Annotated in this window: 18 protein-coding genes; 7 read left to right on the forward strand and 11 right to left on the reverse strand. The window is 66.5% G+C overall.

The genetic code is table 11. From position 1 onward, the window contains the following. Window positions 1–10 precede the first annotated feature (10 nt). From FAB82_RS07850 to FAB82_RS07860, 3 genes are read left to right on the forward strand one after another with little or no spacing between them, the layout of a single operon-like run. Entirely contained in the window at window positions 11–961 is a 951-nt protein-coding gene (locus FAB82_RS07850; protein WP_211116443.1) for a carbohydrate ABC transporter permease, read from the forward strand. Further along, the gene (locus FAB82_RS07855) at window positions 958–1,827 is read left to right on the forward strand and encodes a carbohydrate ABC transporter permease (protein ID WP_136533988.1); all 870 of its coding nucleotides are present in this window, start codon (window positions 958–960) and stop codon (window positions 1,825–1,827) included. The genes FAB82_RS07850 and FAB82_RS07855 overlap by 4 nt, the downstream gene beginning before the upstream one ends. Then, window positions 1,824–3,080, forward strand: coding sequence for a family 1 glycosylhydrolase (locus FAB82_RS07860; RefSeq protein ID WP_136533989.1), 1,257 nt, complete (start codon window positions 1,824–1,826; stop codon window positions 3,078–3,080). Before FAB82_RS07855 ends, FAB82_RS07860 begins: the two co-directional genes overlap by 4 nt. Before the next feature lie 466 nt (window positions 3,081–3,546). Here FAB82_RS07860 and FAB82_RS07865 read toward each other — a convergent pair whose 3' ends face one another. The 9 genes from FAB82_RS07865 to FAB82_RS07905 all read right to left on the reverse strand — a co-directional run bounded on the left by FAB82_RS07865 (window position 3,547) and on the right by FAB82_RS07905 (window position 14,609). Continuing rightward, window positions 3,547–3,924 (reverse strand): hypothetical protein, encoded by a 378-nt coding sequence (locus tag FAB82_RS07865; protein ID WP_136533990.1) that lies wholly within the window; start codon window positions 3,922–3,924, stop codon window positions 3,547–3,549. A gap of 651 nt (window positions 3,925–4,575) precedes the next feature. Further along, complete coding sequence (locus FAB82_RS07870; protein WP_136533991.1) at window positions 4,576–5,334, reverse strand: phospholipase D-like domain-containing protein; 759 nt, start codon at window positions 5,332–5,334, stop codon at window positions 4,576–4,578. Next, a complete protein-coding gene (locus tag FAB82_RS07875) occupies window positions 5,328–6,692 on the reverse strand; it encodes an McrC family protein (RefSeq protein WP_136533992.1) in 1,365 nt (454 codons plus the stop codon). The genes FAB82_RS07870 and FAB82_RS07875 overlap by 7 nt, the downstream gene beginning before the upstream one ends. Further along, complete coding sequence (locus FAB82_RS07880; protein WP_136533993.1) at window positions 6,685–8,751, reverse strand: AAA family ATPase; 2,067 nt, start codon at window positions 8,749–8,751, stop codon at window positions 6,685–6,687. The genes FAB82_RS07875 and FAB82_RS07880 overlap by 8 nt, the downstream gene beginning before the upstream one ends. Before the next feature lie 205 nt (window positions 8,752–8,956). Beyond that, a complete protein-coding gene (locus FAB82_RS07885; protein ID WP_136533994.1) occupies window positions 8,957–9,721 on the reverse strand; it encodes an enoyl-CoA hydratase-related protein in 765 nt (254 codons plus the stop codon). A gap of 14 nt (window positions 9,722–9,735) precedes the next feature. Further along, window positions 9,736–11,028, reverse strand: a complete 1,293-nt coding sequence (locus tag FAB82_RS07890) for a ferredoxin reductase domain-containing protein (protein ID WP_136533995.1) — start codon at window positions 11,026–11,028, stop codon at window positions 9,736–9,738. Next, window positions 11,025–12,653 (reverse strand): amino acid adenylation domain-containing protein, encoded by a 1,629-nt coding sequence (locus FAB82_RS07895; RefSeq protein WP_136533996.1) that lies wholly within the window; start codon window positions 12,651–12,653, stop codon window positions 11,025–11,027. Before FAB82_RS07895 ends, FAB82_RS07890 begins: the two co-directional genes overlap by 4 nt. A 627-nt stretch (window positions 12,654–13,280) precedes the next feature. Continuing rightward, the gene (locus tag FAB82_RS07900; protein ID WP_136533997.1) at window positions 13,281–13,721 is read right to left on the reverse strand and encodes a hypothetical protein; all 441 of its coding nucleotides are present in this window, start codon (window positions 13,719–13,721) and stop codon (window positions 13,281–13,283) included. 3 nt (window positions 13,722–13,724) lie between these two features. Continuing rightward, window positions 13,725–14,609 (reverse strand): DUF2786 domain-containing protein, encoded by an 885-nt coding sequence (locus FAB82_RS07905; protein ID WP_168801482.1) that lies wholly within the window; start codon window positions 14,607–14,609, stop codon window positions 13,725–13,727. 299 nt (window positions 14,610–14,908) lie between these two features. On the opposite strand from FAB82_RS07905, the gene FAB82_RS07910 reads away from it, so the two are divergent. Beyond that, window positions 14,909–15,241, forward strand: a complete 333-nt coding sequence (locus FAB82_RS07910; protein WP_136533999.1) for a hypothetical protein — start codon at window positions 14,909–14,911, stop codon at window positions 15,239–15,241. 116 nt (window positions 15,242–15,357) lie between these two features. On the opposite strand, the gene FAB82_RS07915 is transcribed toward FAB82_RS07910, so the two are convergent. Then, window positions 15,358–16,041 (reverse strand): SDR family NAD(P)-dependent oxidoreductase, encoded by a 684-nt coding sequence (locus FAB82_RS07915; RefSeq protein WP_136534000.1) that lies wholly within the window; start codon window positions 16,039–16,041, stop codon window positions 15,358–15,360. Window positions 16,042–16,121: 80 nt separating this feature from the next. Here FAB82_RS07915 and FAB82_RS07920 point away from each other — a divergent pair, with 80 nt between their 5' ends. Both FAB82_RS07920 and FAB82_RS07925 read left to right on the forward strand, forming a co-directional pair. Further along, window positions 16,122–16,430 carry a calcium-binding protein gene (locus FAB82_RS07920; protein ID WP_211116445.1) on the forward strand — a complete coding sequence of 103 codons (309 nt, stop codon included), beginning with the start codon at window positions 16,122–16,124 and terminating at the stop codon, window positions 16,428–16,430. After that, window positions 16,427–17,629: a hypothetical protein gene (locus FAB82_RS07925; RefSeq protein WP_136534002.1), complete on the forward strand. Its 1,203-nt coding sequence runs from the start codon at window positions 16,427–16,429 to the stop codon at window positions 17,627–17,629. The genes FAB82_RS07920 and FAB82_RS07925 overlap by 4 nt, the downstream gene beginning before the upstream one ends. A 114-nt stretch (window positions 17,630–17,743) precedes the next feature. Here the strand turns inward: FAB82_RS07925 and FAB82_RS07930 are convergent, their stop codons facing one another. Further along, on the reverse strand, window positions 17,744–18,133 hold the full coding sequence (locus FAB82_RS07930; RefSeq protein ID WP_136534003.1) for a VOC family protein: 390 nt from the start codon (window positions 18,131–18,133) through the stop codon (window positions 17,744–17,746). Between the two features lie 428 nt (window positions 18,134–18,561). On the opposite strand from FAB82_RS07930, the gene FAB82_RS07935 reads away from it, so the two are divergent. Then, on the forward strand, window positions 18,562–19,311 hold the full coding sequence (locus FAB82_RS07935; protein WP_136534004.1) for a hypothetical protein: 750 nt from the start codon (window positions 18,562–18,564) through the stop codon (window positions 19,309–19,311). Window positions 19,312–19,337: the final 26 nt, after the last annotated feature.

Consider the following 19,337-nt stretch of genomic DNA (forward strand, 5'->3'; position numbering starts at 1 on the left):
CGAGGAGACCATGAGTGCACCGCAGTCACCGGCCCGCCGGTACCGCCCGCCCGCACCGCTGGGAGGACGGCCCCGCCGACTCGACAGCCCCTGGCGTCGCAACGCGATGGCCGCCGGGTTCCTCGCGCCGGCGTTGATCATCATCGGCCTGTTCACGATCTGGCCGATGCTCTCGGCGCTGCGCCTGTCCTTCACCGACGCGAGCGGTTTCGGCGACCCCGAATGGGTCGGCCTCCAGAACTATGTGGACGTCTTCTCCGACCCCGACCTGCTCAAGGCGGTCACCAACACGGTGCTCTACACCGTGCTGTTCACCCCCACGGCGGTCCTCGCCGCCCTCGGCCTGGCGCTGCTGCTCAACAGCCCGCATCTGCCGTTCCGCTCGTTCTTCCGCACCGCGCTCTTCGTGCCCTTCGTGGTCTCGTTCGCGGTGGCGGCCTTCGCGTGGAGCTATCTCATCGACCCGCAGGTGGGCCTGCTCAACTACTGGCTGCGCGGCATGGGGATCCAGATGGGCAATGTGCTCCAGGATCCGACGTGGGCAATGCCGATGGTCGCGTTCGTCGCGGTGTGGAAGCTCTTCGGCTTCTACTTCGTGATCTTCCTGGCCGGGCTCCAGGACATCCCGTCCTCGCTCTACGAGGCCGCCCGCATGGACGGAGCCGGCCCGTGGTCGCGGCTGCGGCACGTGACACTGCCGCTGCTGTCGAACACGATGGCGTTCGTCCTCATCTTCGCGATGATCGCCGCGCTCCAGGCCTTCGACCAGATCTACGTCATGACCGGCGGCGGCCCCTACGGCAGCACCCAGACCCTGGTCATGGAGATCTACGAGTCCGGTTTCCGCAAGCTCGAAATCGGCTTCGCCTCCGCGCTCTCGTACGTGCTGCTCATCGCCACGTTGATGCTGAGCCTGGTGCAGTTCGCGTTCTTCGGCCGCAGAGAAAAGGACATGGCATGAGCACCGCCGCCGTCAAGCGCAACCGGCAGCGCCTTCAAAAGCTGCGCGAGCTCCGGCCGAGCACCGTCCTCGCCACGGTCGCCCTCATCATTGTCAGCGCCATCGTGCTGCTGCCCATCGTGATCATCGTGCTCACCGCGTTCAAGCCGGTCGCCGAGGTCAACGCCTACCCGCCGAGCCTGCTCCCGGACGCCTGGACGCTCGACAACCTGAAGACGGTGACCTCCGAGCTGCCGTTCCTCAGGCTCGTCGGCAACAGCTTCGTGTTCGCGGGCGGCGTCACCGCGTTCGCGCTGGTATTCGACTCGCTCGCGGCGTACGCCCTGGCCCGCATGGACTTCAAGGGCCGCAAGGTCCTGCTCATCGCGATCATCGCGACGCTGATGATCCCGTTCCAGGCCACGCTGATCCCGCTCTACCAGCTGGTGGCCGACCTGGGCTGGGTGAACACGTACACCGGGCTGATCGCGCCGCGCGCGGCGGACGCGTTCGGGATCTTCTTCCTGCGCCAGTTCTTCCTCGCGCTCCCCCGCGACATCGACGCGGCCGCGCGGATCGACGGCGCGGGCGAGTTCCGGATCTTCCGGTCGATCGTGCTGCCGAACGCCGTGCCCGCCCTGCTCACGTTGGGGCTGTTCACCTTCGTGAACAACTGGAACGACCTGCTGTGGCCGCTGGTGTTCACCACCGACGCCGAGATGGGCACCATCACCTCCGGTCTGACGCTGCTGACCGGGCCCAGCGGCATCGTGCCCCACGGCGTGATGATGGCCGGTTCGCTCATCGCGATCCTGCCGCTCGTCATCGCGTTCCTCTTCATCCAGCGCCGCTTCATCGAGAACATCGCAACGACAGGACTCAAATGACCTCCTCCCATTGGCATCGCGACGGCGCCCTGCACTTCGCGGTGGGCGTCGAGGACACCTTCGTGCCACAGAGCGAGCCCGGCGAGCGGCCGATCGACGAGTACGAACTCACCCAGCACTACGCGAAGTGGCACTCCGACCTCGCCCTGGCGAGCGGGGCGGGCGCGGAGCTGGTGCGCTGGGGGGTGCCGTGGTACCGGATCCAACCCGAAGCGGGCCAATGGGATTGGACCTGGATAGACCGCGTAATGGACCGCTTCGCGGAGCTCGGTCTGCGCCCGATCGTCGACCTCATGCACTACGGGACGCCACTGTGGATGGATCGTCAGTTCGCGAACCCCGAGTACCCGAAGCGGGTCGCCGAGTATTCGGCGCGCGTCGCAGAGCGATACGCGCACTTGGGGTTCGGCGACTACACGCCGGTGAACGAGCCGATGATCCACGCCCTGTTCTCCGGGGAGTACGCCTACTGGCCGCCGTACCTGTCGGGCCCCGAGGGCTTCAGCGAGATCGTGCGGCAGCTGGCGCGCGGCTTCGTGCTGGCGCAGCACGCCATGGCGGACGTGCTCGGCGATCGGGCGGTGTTCGTCCACGTCGACGCCGGGATGCGCTACGTCGGTGACGTCGACGCACCGGAGCACCGGGAGCATGCGGCACGGCTGAAGGAGCAGGTCTTCCTGGTGGAGGACCTGGTGACCGGCCGGGTCGGCGAGTCCCATCCGCTGCGGCCGTTCCTGGGCGCGCACGGCTGGGGCGACGACGACTTCGCGTGGTTCACCCAGGCTCCCGTACTTCCGGACGTGATGGGCGTGAACTACTACCCGCTCCACTCGACCGAGGTGTTCGAGGCCGGGGTCTTCCACTCGGGCGGGTTTCGGGACCCGCGTCCGAGCCGGGACGACGGCATCGCCGGGCTCACCGAGTTGATGCGGGAGGCGGCGGGCCGGTACCGGGTGCCGGTTATGCTGACCGAAACCTGCGTGACCGGTTCGGTCAAGGAGCGCATCGACTGGCTCGACAATTCGGTGGCTGCCCTGCACGACCTTCGCAACTCCGGCACCGACGTCGTCGGCTACACCTGGTGGCCCCTGTTCGACATGTACGAGTGGACCTACCGCCATTCGCAGCTGCCGCGCGAGGCGCACCGACTGACCATGGGGCTGTGGGAACTCCAGGAGAACGGCGGCGACCTCGCCCGGGTCGAAACCCCGGTGGCCGACCGCTTCCGCCACCACGCCGGGCGCGGCCGATAGCGGACGTCCCGCGGCAAGTGTGCAGCCGGACGCAGCTCAGTGGGCATGGAGTGCACTGCCGCTGCGGCTCCGAATAGGGCGAGACCGGGCGTCGGCTGCGACGCCAGGCGTTCGGCCTCCGCGTCCCCGAGAACCTGATCGCCTCGATACTCCGGTCGCTCGCCAGGTTCTGCTGGGCGGCCGCGCAGTGGTGTGGGCGGGAGTCGAACCCGCCTGTGCGAACCTGCCACACTACCGCCACCCTGTCTGCCGGTGGCTTTGCCTTAAGGACACGGCTGTATCATCCGTGATTGCGTACTCTCCGATTCCCTTGCCGTGCAATGGAATCATTTCGTACCCTGTTTTGTACTATTTAGATCCAGCCTTACCGTTGCTGTGTCCCCACTGGCCTTCGTCCCCGAATTCGGTTCTGCCACAACGGAAAGAGAGATCGCCCTTCGTCGGCTGGGTCATTGTTCACATTGGGCTATGCCCACAGGATCACGCGCCCCGGGCGCATGTCCGGAAATTCCTGACGGCAGTCCTCGTCCCCGAGCATCTCCGCACTCAGGTGCGAATCACGGGCTCGGATCCCTCGACCATGGCTGAGGCGCTCGCCGACGATCACATCGAGAAGGTCCGCGGGAAACCCGGTGGCGCGGCCGTCGGCACTCGCGGCCTCCGGCGAGCCGTCACCGTTCGCGACACCCCCGGCGGCGCCAGAGTTCGAGCCGACGACGATGACACCGTGCATGCCGAAGCGCCCGATCCGGCGCGCGGCGACGGGCTTGACGTGGTTACCCGTGACACGGCGAGCGCTCCCAACGGTCTCGCTCCCACTCACGACGTTCTCGCGAATCTGCACTCGACGACCGTACGGGCGCATACGCGCAGGGCAGAGTTTGTTACCGACAAGTATGTTGCACCACTGGAACGCTTCATATCCAGGTCGGCGTACCTGGCCTCATTGACCGGTACCGACGCTATAGCGTCAATTCGCCCCGCTCGACGCAACTCAATGCCACACAAGACCAAAGTGATCCACACAAAGCATGACCTCCACCTCATTCTTTCGGACAGGTCCGAATTCGCCCGAAAGACAATGTGAGCGCTACCACTTTGCGTGGTGTCGAGCGGCGTTCCGGGCGGCTCACCCCATGACCCCGCAGGAGCGTTCCCACCCGCTCAGGGTCGTTCGAGAGACCGAGACGCGTCGGTCAGTCAAGCCCGAGCCGGATGCGCTCGGCGACAATGATGCGCTGCTCCGCAGGGATCGAATCGTCGTCGAGGGGGCGGGCCTGGCGAACCCGGTGAAGCGGCGGTCGGGACTGCGGCGAGCGCATATCGGGTCGCCGCCGCAGGGGTCTCCCAGATCGCGGCGATCGGCATCACCCGCGTCTTGGGGCCGAACGACATCGTTTCCTGGCCGGTGTGCAGGACGGCATCGTTCGGGAAAGTGTGTATCGCCCTACCCGGGTTCAACAGAACCCGTATTACTCCAGCGTCCGCGTTTCCCTCACAGGGATGGCGACAGGTCGAAGTCGTGCTCGGCGATGGCGTGTTCGAAGAACTTGAAGGCTTCCTCCAGCGCCGGCGTGTGGTCGAGGCGTACGCCGACTTCGACGTCGGTGACCAGGCCGTAGTCGGCGTCGAAATTGGCCGAGAACAGCGCTCCTCGCTCGAGGTCGGCGATGGCCCCCTTCGCATGGTTGAGCGAACAGGGGTAGAGCAGCACGCCCATTTCGCGGAGTGTTCGAGTGTCGGCGAGGTGGTTCGAGTGGTGACGGTTCCTGAGCAGCATTCGCACCTCGACGCCCCGGTCGATTGCGGCGCGAAGGTGATCGAGCAGTAGATCCGGCTGCGTGGTCATGCCGTTGAGGCACCAGGTGGCGAGCAGCAGCTCGGACTGGGCCGAGTCGATGATGCTGCGGATCGCCTGCAGTATGTACTGCTCTTTGTTCCCGGTCCAGATCAGCCCGTTGGCGTTCGGGTCGGGCGCGGCGATATCGTTGACGGCGGTCAGGACAGGCTCTCCGCTGAGAGCGTCCAGGAGGCCTTCGTCCCCGATGAGCCAGGCGGCGATGAAGATCTTGCTTTCGGCGCCTTCGATGAGGTCGATCAGATCCGTTCGGATGGTCGATCCGCCTCCGCCGTAGGAGAAGGTGTGACGATATGTTCCATCGCTGTCGCGTCGTGCCTGTCGTCCTGGGGGCGCGGAACGGGCCCCAATACGGTGCAGCCGCAGTAACGCGAGGGGTGATCGGAACGTCACCATACCTTGAGTCCTAAGTGGGCCAACGTCGAAGGCCCCGGCTGTCGAGGCACGGGCGCTCGGCAGATTCCGGCGGTGGTGTTGGCATCGGGGTCTTGAACGTGATTGCCTGTGTGGCGCTTCAGCCAAGCGTCAAGAATCGTGGCGGCTTGGGCGGAAGCAAGTTCGGTGTCTATGCCGCACAGCGTGATTCGCGCCAGGACTCCGGCCGGTCCTGAGACCGTCAACTCACGACTGGCCGCACGGCCGGGTTCCGGATAAATGATCAACGCGCACGGTTCCCCCTCGGTCGCATACGCCTGGGCGTAGGTGGTGAGCTGATGGACGTCGCTCGCGCTGGTTCCCTGCTTGGCATAGCGCTTGTACTTCGCGTCCACCGGGATGCGATCTGGTACGCCGGCGAAGCCGACCAACGCGTCGGGCAGGAACGAACTGGCATTGCCGACGTCTCCTTGCACGCGTACCCGGTCAGGACCTGCGGCCGGGATGAGTGAGCCGTTCATCGGCGCGACCGCGTCCGCGACCATGCGTTTGACGACCGCTTCCCACAGCTTGTTCATGTCCAGAATGAACGCGTCGGCGGTGGCGCCGCTGTCGACCAGCAGGTCGCCTATGCTCTCGTCGTTCAGGAGCATCCGCGCCCAAGCGTGCGCCGGACGGTATCGCCGGTTCGCCCGGGTGTAGCGGGCCCGCCGGAGGGCGGCAGCGCTGCTGCGGAGATTGTCGGTTCGTGGGAACGCCTTGGCGAGTGCGGCGGCTTCGAGCGCGAGGTCGGGATGGTTTGCGAGCCGGGCGGCTTTGCACAGCGCGGTATGACACGCCTGGTTCTCCCAAATGGCGTCGTCACGATCGAAGTGGCGCACGTGAAGCCGGTCGACCTGGCCGAATCGGCGGGAGACTTGCCGTCCGAAGTCCAGACTGCCGCGAAGCACCGACTCGACCGATTCCCGACGTCGGTAGTCGCGGCGCAGGCCGGCACGTGCCAGCTGCCGGCATTCGGCGACGAGTGCGAAGGCGATCAGATCGAAGAAGCCCGTGTCCGCGGACATCCAGCGGCGCCGAAGGTCATCGAGCGGCGGATCCACCTTGAGCGCGTAGCACATCCACTCGATCAGACGGGTGCCGTCGAAGGCGAACTTCGGCTCCACGACGATCCGGTAAGCGCCCAGCACGATCACGCCGACCGCGGCTTTGAAGGTGAGCCGAAGCTTCGCGCCCGCGTCCTCGAGCCCGAGCAGGCCGCGCCCTGCAAGGCTTTCGAGCCGGAGGCGGTCGGCGGGGCCGACGAGCGCGGCGTCGAGATCGATCCGCCGGTACTCCCCGGTTCGAATCGTGCGGATCGCGGTGGAACCGCTATTCATCGCCGTCCCGGGCGAACTCGCTTGCCAAGGCGCCGACGAGGTCGCTCGGCTCGAACGTCTTCACGCTCCCGATCTGGGGATCGAGCATCGAACCGAGGAGGCGCTCGAGGATCTCGGGTCGGTCGAAGGTGTAGTCCTCCAGCAGGGGCACCAGCTCGTTGAAGAAGGCGAGGGCCAGGTGGGCGGCCGTGTCGATCGGCCTATCGTCGCGAAGCAGGTAGGCGTGCCCGATCTCCAGGTCGGCACCGAGGTGGGCGCGGATCCTCGCATTCAGTTCGCGGAGCAGGACCGCCAGGTCGAGGCCGTCGACGCTTCCGGTGAGGACCTCCGGGTCGGGATCGAGCCGCACGAAGGAGAACCTGCGGCGGATCGCGTTGTCGAGACTGGTGATGGAGTGGTCGGCACTGTTGAGCGTGGCGATGATGCGCAGGTTGTCCGGGATGTTGAAGGTCTGGCCGCTGACGGGCAGACGCATCGACAACGGGCGCTTGTCCTTCTCCAACATGGTGATCAGCTCACCGAAGACGCGCGGAAGATCGCCGCGGTTGACCTCGTCGATGACCAGCGTGTACGGGTCAGGGTGGACAGCTCGGGCAGCGTCACAGGCGTCCAGGAACAGCCCGCGCCGCAGTTCGAGCTTGAGACCGCCTTCGTCGGAGGGGACGGGCTTGAACCCTTCGATGAAGTCCTCGTAGCCGTAGGAGGGGTGGAAGGTCGTGAGCATTGCGCGAGTGCCGTCGTCGAGCAGATTCTGAATCGCCGTGGGCACCTCGGCTTCGGAGTCGGGGTAGCGGCCCGCGAGTGCGAGTGCCGCCCGCAAGGCGAGCCGAGTCTTGCCGGTACCGGGCGGCCCGTGCAGGATGAGCTGGCCTTTGAGGTCGACCACTTGCTTCAGACGCTGCACTTCGACCGGCAATTCGGCCTCAGCCACCGGGATGGCTCCGGTTTCAGCTGATTTCACGGGTCGCAGCTGGTGCAGCAGGTCAGGTGAGACTTTGCCGAATGTCTGCTGCCATCCGTGCAAGGGCTGGTCGAGCCGGCGTTTGCAATTGATGTCCCATTCGACCTCCACCAGGTTCCATGGGAGTTCGGGATCTACCTGATCGAACCGATAGCCTCCTGTGACTGTGCCCAGCCCGAGAACTTCGTGGGTGCCGCGGTTGGCGACGATCAGATCCCCCGGCTGGAGGTCACGGAACTGGAGCAGCTTCTTGGCGAGTGACACGTTGGACCGCTTGGGCTCGACTTCGGTGTCCAACGCCGTGCGCAGTTCGTCGGCGCTGGCGTATTGGGTGAGGTCACCGACTTGATTCCAGCCCACGCCGATGACCGATCCCTCGAGGCAGAATTCCCACCATTCGGCGCCCTTTCCAGGTGCAATCTTGAGAACGTGCGGGTCCCGCGGTGGTGCAAAATGTGCGTAAAGCGCCTCGACGGCTTCGAAGCGCGAGACATCGAGCCTGGGAACCAGTGATTCGTCAATGAGCGACTTAAGCTGGCGGTTCAGGCTCCAGGATGCGGCTCCGCGTATCGGTTCGGAGCCTAGAAGCCTGATGAAGTGGTGGAGGTGGTCCTTGCCGTAGACGTGCGCGAAGTGCTCCGGGAAGTACGCAGCGAAGGTCTTGGTCGACAGCGACTGGCCCGCTTGCAAGTATTTCAGACCGTCAAGGGAGTCGAAGTCCCCCGATTCAATGCGCTCGAACGCCGTAACGAAGTCGTTCCTCAGCCACTGCCAAGCAAGTTCGACGTCGAGTCCCTGCAGAGACGCGGCCAACCGCCACTCTCCGGTGTGATGCCGGTAGATCATGTGCTTAGCGGCGCTGCCGCCCTTGATACTGCCGAGGGCGTCGGTATGGAACTCCATCAAGGTGCAGAACGTCGTCCCGGAAGTGAGCGCATTTCCCTGGGCGTACCGATCGAGCGACATCGAAGGCCAATCCGAGCGCGGGAACTGCTCCCAGATCGCCTTGCGGGCCAGTTCGGCCCTCTCAGACTTGCGCTGCAGCACTCCGCGATTCGACTGCGCTAGCGTTTCCAGGACCGCGTCGATGTTATCCATTCACGAAGCCTACTCAGCTCTCGCTCAGCCGAACACGGGCAAATGCGGTGCCTCCAGCCCGGATGGGTTCCGGTGGAGAGCGGCCCGCGTGCCATGGTGAAACTCGCACAGTCTGAACCGGACCCGCTCCTGCGCCGCGAACCCGAAGCCGTCTAGGTGGTCGATGATCGACGGATGCGGTTGAAGTCCGCCGGTCAGCGTCTGTTCATTCGCCGGTGAACGTCGGCGGGCGCTTCTCCAGAAATGCCCGCATCCCCTCCTTCTGATCGTCGGTCGCGAAGAGCGCGTGGAAGGCCCTTCGCTCGTAACGGATGCCGTCGCCGAGGCCCGTCTCCAGGGCCCGGTCGACGCAGTCGCGGGCGGCCATCACGGCGAGCTTGCCGTAACCGGCAATCTGCTCGGCGATTTCGGTGGCCTCGGCGAGCAGACGATCGGCGGGGACGACCCGGGAGATCAGGCCGATGCGGTCCGCCTCTGCGGCGTCGATCAGCCTGCCGGTGAGGATCATGTCCATCGCCTTGGCCCGGCCCACCAGTCTGGTGAGCCGCTGGGTACCGCCGATCCCGGGAATGACGCCGAGTGTGATCTCGGGCTGGCCGAACTTGGAATTGTCGGCCGCGATGATCAGGTCGCACATCATCGCCAGTTCACACCCGCCGCCGAGCGCGTAGCCGGCGACCGCGGCGATCTTCGGGGTGCGCAGGGCCGCGAAGTCCTCCCAGCCGGCGAAGAAGTCTTCGGTCATCATGTCCGCGGCGGACTTCTCGGACATCTCGGTGATGTCCGCGCCGGCCGCGAAGGCGCGCTCGGAGCCGGTGATCACGAAGCAGCCGACGTCCCGGTCGCGGTCGAGCGGGGTCAGGGCGTCGACCAATTCGGTCATGAGCTCGGTGTCGAGGGCGTTGAGGACTTCGGGCCGGTGCAGGCGCACCCGCACGACCCGGCCTACGTGTTCGATCTTCAGTCGCATGATGTCTGCCTTTCTCAGGAGTCCCAGATGGCGCCGTACGCGGGGATGCCCCTGCGTTCGAGGCCATGGACCACCTGCCAGGTGAGTTTCTTGTTGGAGATGCAGATGACCGCCTCGGCGCCGAAATCGCGGTATGCGGCGCAGGCCAGCTGGATCATGTCGGGCTTGCCGTGCTCGGCGGTGTCCCAGATCCGGGCTTCGGGCTGCACGGCGAGGATCTCGTCGACCAGTCCGTCGCCGAACGTCTTCCGCGGTGTGCGAGTCGACCAGACCAGGAGGGCCGGGACCTCTTGGGCCAGCAGGTGGGGCAGGCAGGGGCCGATGCCGCTGCCGGTGGCCACGTAGACGACCTTGCGGAACAGGACTTCGATATTGGCGACGCCGGCCACCGTGATGCCCTTGACCCACACGTGCTTCGGCATGTCGTCGATGAACCGGCCGGTCCAGTCGCCCGAGCGCGAGATCGTCAGCCGGAAACCGTGCTCGCTGGGCGAGGGGATGTTCGCGAACGAGTGCCACTCCCGCAGCGGGGATCGGCTGATCGCGGTCGAGGACCCGGCGAAGGGCTTGCGGCCGTGGGTGAACCGGGCGATGGCCACGTGCGACGACGGCCGGGTGATGTCCACCGGAACCCGGCGCAGCCGGGTCCAGGGGGCGGCGATCGCCACGGTGACCACGCACAGCACCCAGAACTCCGGTGCCGCCCATAGGGAGATACTGCTGTGTTCTACCTGGACGATTGTGAGGGTCCACAGGAGCACCAGCGACAGCCAGCCGCCGAAGCGGTGGACCACCTCGAAGCCGTTGTGGTACTTGGCCCGCAGCCTCGGGGTCGTCATGACCACGATGCCGCAGAACAGTGCCACCAGCGCGTACGCGAGCACCAGCACGTCGGCGGGCGCGCCTTCGGCGGTGGCCAGCGCGACGAACGCGCCGAACCACAGGGTCCCCGAGAGCGCACCTCCGACGTGCAGGCCGCCGAAGTGGTACACCTTCGCCAGCGTCCACCGCACCCGCAGCGGCCACGTGACCGGTGCGGCCGTGGCCAGCCGGAACAGCAGGTTGATCAGGCGCTGACGGCGGATCAAAATCGCCAGGGCGAAGTTGATCAGCGCTGCGCGAGAGGCGAACTCGGCGGTGATGCCGTCGGGCAGTGCGAGGCCCAGCGCCACCAGGTTCACCGCGATCACGGATGCGGCCAGCCGGTTGTAGTGCATCAGCGCGGGGTGCTTGAAGAGACGTCGCGCCCTCGGGAGGAGCGGCGGAAGGGCGATGTCGCCGGTCATGTTCTCCTTGAGGAGGCTCATGTCGACGCACCTCCCTCGGCGAGGGCGCGACGCAGGAGAAGTGCCTTGTCGATCTTGCCGCGGCTGGTCAAGGGGAGCGCGTCGATGTTGTGGACGGTGTCCGGCACGCAGTAGTACGGCAGGGCTTCCGCGACTGTCTTGCGGGCGAGGTCCGCATCGACGGTGGCGGGTTGGACGAATGAGACCAGCGAGCGGTCGTCCAGTTTGACGGTGACCGCCCTGACGCAGCCGGGCACGCTCTCCAGGACGGCGGACACCGAGTCGAGCTCGACGCGGAATCCGCGGATCTTCACCTGGTCGTCGGTGCGCCCGAAGTGCTCCAGTTCGCCGTCGTCGGTCCAGCGGCCCAGGTCGCGGGTGCGGAACATCTTCCGGCCGCCGCCGAGGAACTGGTCGGGCGCGTAGCGCTCGGCGTTGAGCTCGGGGTTGGCCAGATAGCCGGCGGAGACGCAGTTCCCGCCCGCCCACATCTCGCCGATCTCGCCGATCGGAAGGGGATTGCGTTGCTCGTCGAGGATGTAGACGGTGTTGTTGGGTGTGGGTCTGCCGATCGTGAGGCGCCCGGTGCCGGGGCGGTACCGCTGCATCGTGTTCACGATGGTGGTCTCGGTCGGGCCGCAGCCGTTGTAGAAGGTGCTCCGCCCGCCCCACCGTTCGGCCAGCGTGCGGGGGCAGGGTTCGCCGGCGACGGCGACCGTGGCGATCCGTTCGCATGCGGCGGGGTCGATCCGGGACAGGATCGTCGGCGTCGCGATCAGGACGTTCGCCTGGCGGGCGATCTCGCCGATGTCGTCGCCGCGGATGAGCAGCGTGCCCCCGTGGGTGAGGCAGCCGAGAATCTCCCACGCGGCCATGTCGAAGGCGATATTGAGGATCTGCCCGACGGTGGTGCCCGGCCGGATGCCGAGGTCGCCGGGCTCGGTCAGCAGCAGGTTCGCCACATTGGCGTGGGTGACCTCGACCCCGTTGGGGGCGCCCGAAGTGCCCGAGGTGAACAGGACGTAGCAGGCCCGCCCGGGTTCGAAGTCGACGCGCGGGCCCGGAATGTCGTGGCGCTCGGCCATGACCGCGTCGATATGGATGCCGACGTGTCCGAGTGGAATGTCCACGGGCGCATCGGATTGCGTGAGCACTACCTTGGCACGCGCGGTGCGCAGGATGTGCCGGAGTGCCGGGGTCCGCACGATCTTGGCGTCCTGCGGCAGGTACGCCGCGCCGGTCTTCAGGATCGCGAGGATGCCCACGACCATTGGGATGCCGCGGCGAACGACCAAAGCGACGTGGTCGCCGGGGCGGACGCCGTGCCGAACGAGGCGGACGGCCAGCCGGTTGGCGTGCTTTTCCAACTCGCCGTAGGTGATCTGGTCTCCGGCATGCCGGGCGGCGATCGCCGAGGGCGTCGTGATGGCATGCCCTTCGATCACCTCATGGATCGACAATCGAGGGACCGCGCGAGCGGGGCCCCAGCCGAACCGGCGGAACCGCTCCACCTCCCGTTCATCCAATGAGGACCACGGACTCGAGTGACGGGATTGCGGCCCGGGTCTGTCGATGAGTCGTGTTCTAACTGCTCCACGGCCGTTCTTGTGACCGAGTCGGTGCGTTGGGTAATCGAAATCAGGCATGGGTCTACCGCCGGTTTCGCTGGTGATTATCGGGTCTCGACCCGATGGTGATCTGACTCTGAAGATTGCCTGCGGCAAGGAGATCGGGATCGCCTCACCGTTTCTTCTGGACAGACGACTCCGCTCGATTCCGAGAAATCGAGTCATCGGCCCAGCACCCACAGGTCGCGTGCCGCGCGATCGTGTTCACGTCCCTAGCATCGTGAACATGCAACCATTGGGAGCGCTTTCAAAAAGTAAGTATAGACAATCATAAATATAAAGTCAACGCCCGCGGAACATTTGACGTGCGCAACCCGCGCTGAGCAAGTTCATGGGACAGCGACCTTCGAGCATCAGCCCCAGTCCGGCATGCGGGCGATGACCCGCGGCGCGTGGGCAAATCTGAAAACGCCGCAAATGCGCCTTGCCACGACCATCAATTTCGCGGGCTGACCGCGCTCTCCCCCGATGTCCCGGCCCCCATCGGTTTCCATGGATGACTACCCGTCCTCGGCCTGCGGCGGTTCAAGCACGACGTTCCCACCGAGTTCGCCTTCTCACCGTGGGTCGCCCGGTAAGGATGTCGGGACACCGTCGTCGTACGCCTCCCTGATCGCGGACCTCAAGCGCCACTGACCGGCGCCGTCAGCGGGCCCGGAGTTCCTCGGCCCCTTGCAGTCTGGCGCGGTCGGCCGCGGCCCGGCCGGCGATGTGGCCCTCGTAGTTGCTGATCCGCGTGGCGGCCTGGAACGTCAGGTTCGGGAACAGCTCCTCGGTCTTGGCGTCCACGGCTTCGCGCCGCAACTGCATCACCGGGACCAGATCGGTCCCGGTCTCGTCGGCCACCTCGCGGACGGTCTCCTCGGCGGACTCCGTCAGCCGTTCACCGATCCGTACCGCGAACGCGGCGAGGAACGACTGCCGGAACGAACGCGTCCGCGACCGGCCTGCACTGTCCTGCTTCGCCCCTGCCCGAGTCATCGCGGACGTCGCCTGCACCATCAGCGAGTTGTACAGCAGCTCCACCGAACGGAGGTTCGTGCGCCCGCCGATCACGGTGGAGAACCCGGCAGCCAGGGAGTACACCGCTCAACATCCGTTGGCGTCGGCCACGACGTGCAGCAGCTCGGATTTCGGTTTCTCGTAAGGCTTTTCGATGTAGACGCGCAACGCGGCGGCCTCCAGAGCCGCGTCCGGGGTCTCCGCCAACAGCGCTTCGTTGATCGAGTGCCTGGCGATGAGCTGCTGGGCCTTCGCGGTGAACGCCTCGGCCTCGGCGTCGGAGTCCGTCGATTCGGCCTTGGCCAGCAATGCCCGGATTTTCTCGTACACCTTGGACGACTCTGCGCCGCTGCCGCGGACCGTGCCCGAATGGCTGCCGGGACGCGGCTGCACGAGGGGAATCGGTTCGAGGTCGGCGAGGGTGTAAAGCGCCTCCAAGAGCGCCGCCGCGACTGCGATCCAAGCAGGGCCTTCGAGATCGGCGAGCGCCTCCTTGGCGGACTCCGAACCTGAGCGTTCGGCCAGCGCCTCTCGTTGCGCACTCCACTGATCGCTCAACTGCGCCTCCGAATAGCGCCGCAGTTCGGAGCGCATGAGCGTTGCCGAGGCCTTCACGGTGGCGCTGGTGAAGTCCTTGGCCATCAGGCTGAGCACGTCCTTGGGCATCCAGCCGCCATCCCATGCCTGCCCGACCGCGTCCTCGGCCATCGTGTCGATCGCGGTGCCCACCGCTTCGGGCCAGCGGGCGTGCGCCATCGCGCCGGACAGCAGCCGCGCGGACTCCTCCCAGGTGGGGGCGTTGCACTCGCCACAAGGACATGCGTCGGTCATGATCTGGACGAGCACGTAGCGGGCCTGGACCACCAGCTCTTCCCAGGTGAAAGTACTTCGATCCGAACTTCGGTCCCTCACGCGGCGCTTGAGCTTCTCCCGCGACTTGGCCTTGCGTCGCTTCTGATTGTCCCGTCCCATCTCGCACCTCCAGGCTCGCCCTACTTGGCCTAACGGCTGTGGCCGCGATCGGCAACGGCCGGACTCCGGTGAAGCAGGGTACAGGGCCGAGGTGGTCGGCCATGGTGGCGGCGGTGTCGTCACGCCGGTACCGGAGGCGCCCAATACCGTCATCGACTTCGCCGGCGGCGCGTTTGACCGTCAACGGGCAGGCGCGGGAGGGCGACGGGATCACGGTCACGGTGTGCGCCTGACTATTCCGGGTAGTGGTACCGAGATCCTTCTTGGGTACACCACTGCGCCCGCTAACATCGACACTTATGGACCGGCAGGCCTGGGAGCAGCAGCACGACCCCGAAGGGCGGATCCGTTACATCGCAGAGTTCCTGCCCGCAGTCTGGGGTGGGGTCAACACGATGTTCACTCCATCCCATGCGTACCAATTCGAGTCGTTCGGCGTGGACGGTGGAGACATCGTCCACGCCACCGCCGTGGTGAACTACCGGGGACGACGGTGCAGCTACCGCCGCCAGATCTGGCCGCCTCAGCATCCGGCGCTTCTCGCGGCGCAGTTGTACACCACTTTCCTGGAAGAGCGGCTCAACAGCGACATCGGCCTGAACTCGGGTGGTACCGGAGCGGTCGAGCTGTGACAACCGGTCGGTGGACTCAGATTCGGCGAGGACTGGTGCGGCGGTGACAGTACTCGCCGGTCAAACCCGTGGCCCCCGGATCGCGCGGAACCATCACTCAGCGCCGCGTCACGCGGTCACCAGGGGGCGTGTGAGCCGTCGGGCAGCAGACATGACCCGTGATCGGCGGGGCTGAGTCGCTCAATGAGGTCGACCACTCCGGGGATCGCCTCTTCGAGCGGGGTGGCCGCCTCGGCGTGGCCGGTCATGTCGGTCTGCAGGTATCCCGGCCACAGGGCCGCCACGATCGGTCCGGTGTCGGCGACTTCGACGGCGATCATCTTCGTCAGCGCGTTGAGCGCGTACCGGCTGGCGACGAACGCGTGGTTCTCGGTGCGGGTGAGACCGCCGATCGGTCTGGTCGGCATCGTGAGGTTCACCAGACGAGCGTCCGGCCGCAGCAGGTTGAGGAACCGCTGGGCCATCTGCACCGGGCCGACAGTGTTGACGCGCAACACCTCGAGCATCCGCGGCCCGTCGACCTCGGCGAGCCCGGCGCTCGGCTCAAGGACGCCTGCATTGTTGACGAGGCGATCCAATCCGCCGTGGGACGCGACGAGATCCGCGGCGTTCTCGATGTCGCGCTGTGATCTGACGTCGAGCGGCACGATCACGAGGTCGTCTGTAGCCAGGGCGCGCAAGGCCGACGCGCGGTCAGGGTCACGGACGCCGGCGAATACCCGAGCGCCCCGCTTCAGATACTCGCGGGTGAGCGCATATCCGATACCGCGGCTCGCTCCGGTGATCAGTACATCGGTCACACCGGCATGTTATCCACTCACTGCCCGCATTTCGATCCCGCCGGTGCGTCGAGATTCGTTCGGCCCTTTAAACTCTGGGCGTGGATCGATCCGAACTCGAAGCGCTCATCTCCGAGGCGCTCGTCGACGCCTACGGCCCCGACGAGGAGTTGACCGCTTGGTCGGCAGTCCTTGAGGATGCATTGGAAGTCCCGTTCACCACGACGGTTCTGGGCCAGGAGGTGACCGTGACCAAACTCGACTTTCCCGAGCACGGCGGCGTCCGCGCCGTCTGTGTCGCTGCGGGGCATCGCCAACGCATCGCCCTGACCGACCTGCCGCTGCCCGATCCTCCTCCGGCCGGCGCGGAATGGGTCGCGGCCTATCGATTGTGGAGCGGGCGCGGATGAGCGCCTACCAGTACTACGAGTTCCTGGCGATCGACCGGCCGCTGACCGAAGCGGAGCAGGCGGAGGTCCGGGAGACCTCGACTCGGGCGAGGATCAACGCGACGAGCTTCGTCAACGAATACCACTACGGGGACTACTCCGGCGATACCCGGCGGATCCTCTCGCGCTACTACGACGCGCACCTGTACTTCGCCGAGTGGGGTTCACGGCAGGTGATGTTGAAGCTGCCCACGCGGCTGGTCGACTTGCAGCGGTGCGAACAGTACTGGGCCAACCCCGGCTGCACGATCAGCCGAGGTAAGGGCACGGTCGTCTTCGACTTCTCCCCGGACTTCGAGGATGATGGCGAGTGGGAGGATGTCTGGGATGAAGGCGATCTCGGGGTCTCGCTGGCGTCCATCGCCGGGGTGCGGAGTGAGATCGCCGTCGGCGATCTGCGCGGTCTCTACCTGGCTTGGCTTGCAGCATACGGCCGTTGGGAGATCGCCGAGGAGGCGTTCCCACCCGATGACGAGGACCGGCTCGAACCGCCCGTCCCGGCCGGGCTCGGCCGCCTGACCTTTCCACAGCGGGCGCTGGTGGACTTCCTGCGGATCGATCGCGACCTCCTGGCCGTCGCCGCGCGGACCAGTACGGCACTCGCCGACGCCGCCTGGCCGGGGGTGGACGAGGCGATCCGGCGTCTGTCCGAAAGCGACAAAGATGGATTGCTTTCCAGGGTGGCCGCCGGGGAGGGCGCGGCCGTCCGTCTGGAGCTGGCCCGCCTCGCTGCGGGCGACCGTTCGAACGCAGTCGACGATCCGGAGAAGCGCCGCACCGTCGGGGAACTGCTCGATGCCGCCGCCGAGCACCGTGAACAGCGTTTGCAGCGCGAACGCCTCGCCGCCGCAGCCGCAGCCGACGCTCGCGCCGCCGCGGAGGCGAAGCGGGAGCGGACGGAGCGTGATCGCAGGCTTCGTGAGGTCGCGCGCGATCCCGAGACGGCATGGGAACGGGTCGGTCAGCTCGTTGAGGTCGGACGGTCGGGTGAGTACGACGAGGCCGCGCACATCGTCGAGGACCTGTGGACACTCGCCATGCGCGATGGTCACCAGGACGCCGTTCGTGGTCGCTTGGTCGAGCTGCGTTCCCGGTACGCCCGCAGGCCCGCTTTCCAGCGTCGTCTCGACGAGCGCGACATCCCTGCCGCGAACGAGTAGGGCTCTCGCCCAGTACGCCCAAGCCAACGACCAGGGGCACCGCTCTGGTGACCGGGGCCGGCTCACATGTCGGGGGGTTCCCTGAGGCGACGCGCCGGTGCTGCCCCGAACCTCTTACCGGGTCGGCCAACCTCCGTAGGGGACGGTGATCAGCTCGAGATTGTGGCCGCTGGGATCGAGGAAGTACACCCCGCGTCCGCCGTCGTTGCGGTTGATCTCGCCTTTGCGCCGGTGCTGCGGATCGGCCCAGTAGGTCAGGCCCCGCGCCCGGATCTTGGTGAAGGCGGCGTCGAACTCCTCGTCGGAGACCAGGAAGGCGTAGTGCTGCGGGGTTATGTGGCCCTTCGGCGCGGTAGCGAAGTCGAGACCGACTCCGTTGGCGGTGGTGACCTGGACGAATGGTCCGAACGTCGTGGTGCCGAGTTCGAGCAGGTCGGCCAGGAACTCGGCCGAGGCCCGCTTGTCCTCGGAGTGGACGATCGTGTGGTTCAGCTGAATGCTCATCCCGTTCCTCCCAATCGAGTCCGATCCGCGTGCATTCGACCGGTGCGTCGGAGGCCGACGCGCCCGAGGAAGGCACTTCTACAAGGATATTCAGCCGCTGAGCTGCTCGCGGCCCTGGCGCCGCATTCGATGCCGATGCTCGCGGGCCCGGCGGGAACGGCGTCCTCCGCGAGTGAATGCGTGGCGCCAACGCGCTCATCGACGTGGGCGCCGGCGAGGCCGCGGTTCTCGAGATCGCCGCCGCACCCACCGGCCAAGCTGGAAGTGGCACGGACCAGGGGAGACGTGTGTGACCATGGCCAGGTGAACAGGCAGGCAGCGGGACTCGGCATCACCGTCGCGGGTGTCTGTCACCCGGTCGTGAACTCGCCGCGTCGCATTCGGGCCGCTGTGTCGGCTCGCCTCATGCGGTTGATCGGCTGACGGCCATGGCGGACTGGTTCGACGACCGGATCATCGACGCAGGTCGGCTGCCGCTGTTCTGCTTCTTCGCCGGCATGATGGTCGGGTTCCTGTTCATCCGCCTGTCGGTGCGAATGATCAGGGCCAATGTGAGCTGGTGGCCCGGCAATGTCACACCCGGAGGCACGCACGTCCACCACATGGTGTTCGGTCTCGGATTCATGGTCGTCGGCGGTGTGGCCGGGCTGGCGGTTCCGGACGATTTCGAGGGCTGGACGGCGGCCGCGGCCGCACTCTTCGGCATCGGCACCGCGCTCGTGATCGACGAACTCGCTCTGATCCTCCATCTCGACGACGTCTACTGGTCCGAGCAGGGCCGGATCTCGGTGGACGCCGTGTTCGGGATCATCGCGGTCACCGCGTTGCTGCTGCTGGGCCTGCATCCGTTCTTCGGGTTCGAACCCGACGAGGAGGCCTCGGGCATCTGGCAGGCCTGGCCCCTGTTGATCGGGCTCGGCCTGGCAGTGGTCACCGTGCTCAAGGGCAAGATCTGGACCGCGGTGTTCGGTGTGTTCATGCTGCTGCCGCTGCTGCTCGGCGCGATCCGGCTGGCGCGTCCGCAATCGCCCTGGGCGCGGTGGCGCTACCGGCCCGACAGGCCCCGCGGGGCGCGCAAGTCCCACCGGGCCCTCCAGCGCGAGAACCGGCTGCGCCGGCCGGTCAATCAGCTCAAGAACCGCCTCGAGGACCTGGTCGCGGGACGCCTCCGCCAGTGAACCGGAGTCCGGATCAGCGGTGTGAG

Origin of the sequence: Glycomyces buryatensis, from assembly GCF_004912275.1 — a bacterium.
GTDB classification, from domain to species: Bacteria; Actinomycetota; Actinomycetes; order Mycobacteriales; family Micromonosporaceae; genus Glycomyces; species Glycomyces buryatensis.

Coding starts and splice junctions, on each gene's coding strand:
- FAB82_RS07880 (WP_136533993.1), bottom strand. CDS start 8,751: ATGGATAACATCGACGCGGTCCTGGAAACGCTAGCGCAGTCGAATCGC.
- FAB82_RS07905 (WP_168801482.1), bottom strand. CDS start 14,609: ATGGGACGGGACAATCAGAAGCGACGCAAGGCCAAGTCGCGGGAGAAG.
- FAB82_RS07875 (WP_136533992.1), bottom strand. CDS start 6,692: ATGAATAGCGGTTCCACCGCGATCCGCACGATTCGAACCGGGGAGTAC.
- FAB82_RS07885 (WP_136533994.1), bottom strand. CDS start 9,721: ATGCGACTGAAGATCGAACACGTAGGCCGGGTCGTGCGGGTGCGCCTG.
- FAB82_RS07910 (WP_136533999.1), top strand. CDS start 14,909: ATGGACCGGCAGGCCTGGGAGCAGCAGCACGACCCCGAAGGGCGGATC.
- FAB82_RS07935 (WP_136534004.1), top strand. CDS start 18,562: ATGGCGGACTGGTTCGACGACCGGATCATCGACGCAGGTCGGCTGCCG.
- FAB82_RS07895 (WP_136533996.1), bottom strand. CDS start 12,653: ATGCCTGATTTCGATTACCCAACGCACCGACTCGGTCACAAGAACGGC.
- FAB82_RS07860 (WP_136533989.1), top strand. CDS start 1,824: ATGACCTCCTCCCATTGGCATCGCGACGGCGCCCTGCACTTCGCGGTG.
- FAB82_RS07850 (WP_211116443.1), top strand. CDS start 11: ATGAGTGCACCGCAGTCACCGGCCCGCCGGTACCGCCCGCCCGCACCG.
- FAB82_RS07890 (WP_136533995.1), bottom strand. CDS start 11,028: ATGAGCCTCCTCAAGGAGAACATGACCGGCGACATCGCCCTTCCGCCG.
- FAB82_RS07925 (WP_136534002.1), top strand. CDS start 16,427: ATGAGCGCCTACCAGTACTACGAGTTCCTGGCGATCGACCGGCCGCTG.
- FAB82_RS07870 (WP_136533991.1), bottom strand. CDS start 5,334: ATGGTGACGTTCCGATCACCCCTCGCGTTACTGCGGCTGCACCGTATT.
- FAB82_RS07930 (WP_136534003.1), bottom strand. CDS start 18,133: ATGAGCATTCAGCTGAACCACACGATCGTCCACTCCGAGGACAAGCGG.
- FAB82_RS07855 (WP_136533988.1), top strand. CDS start 958: ATGAGCACCGCCGCCGTCAAGCGCAACCGGCAGCGCCTTCAAAAGCTG.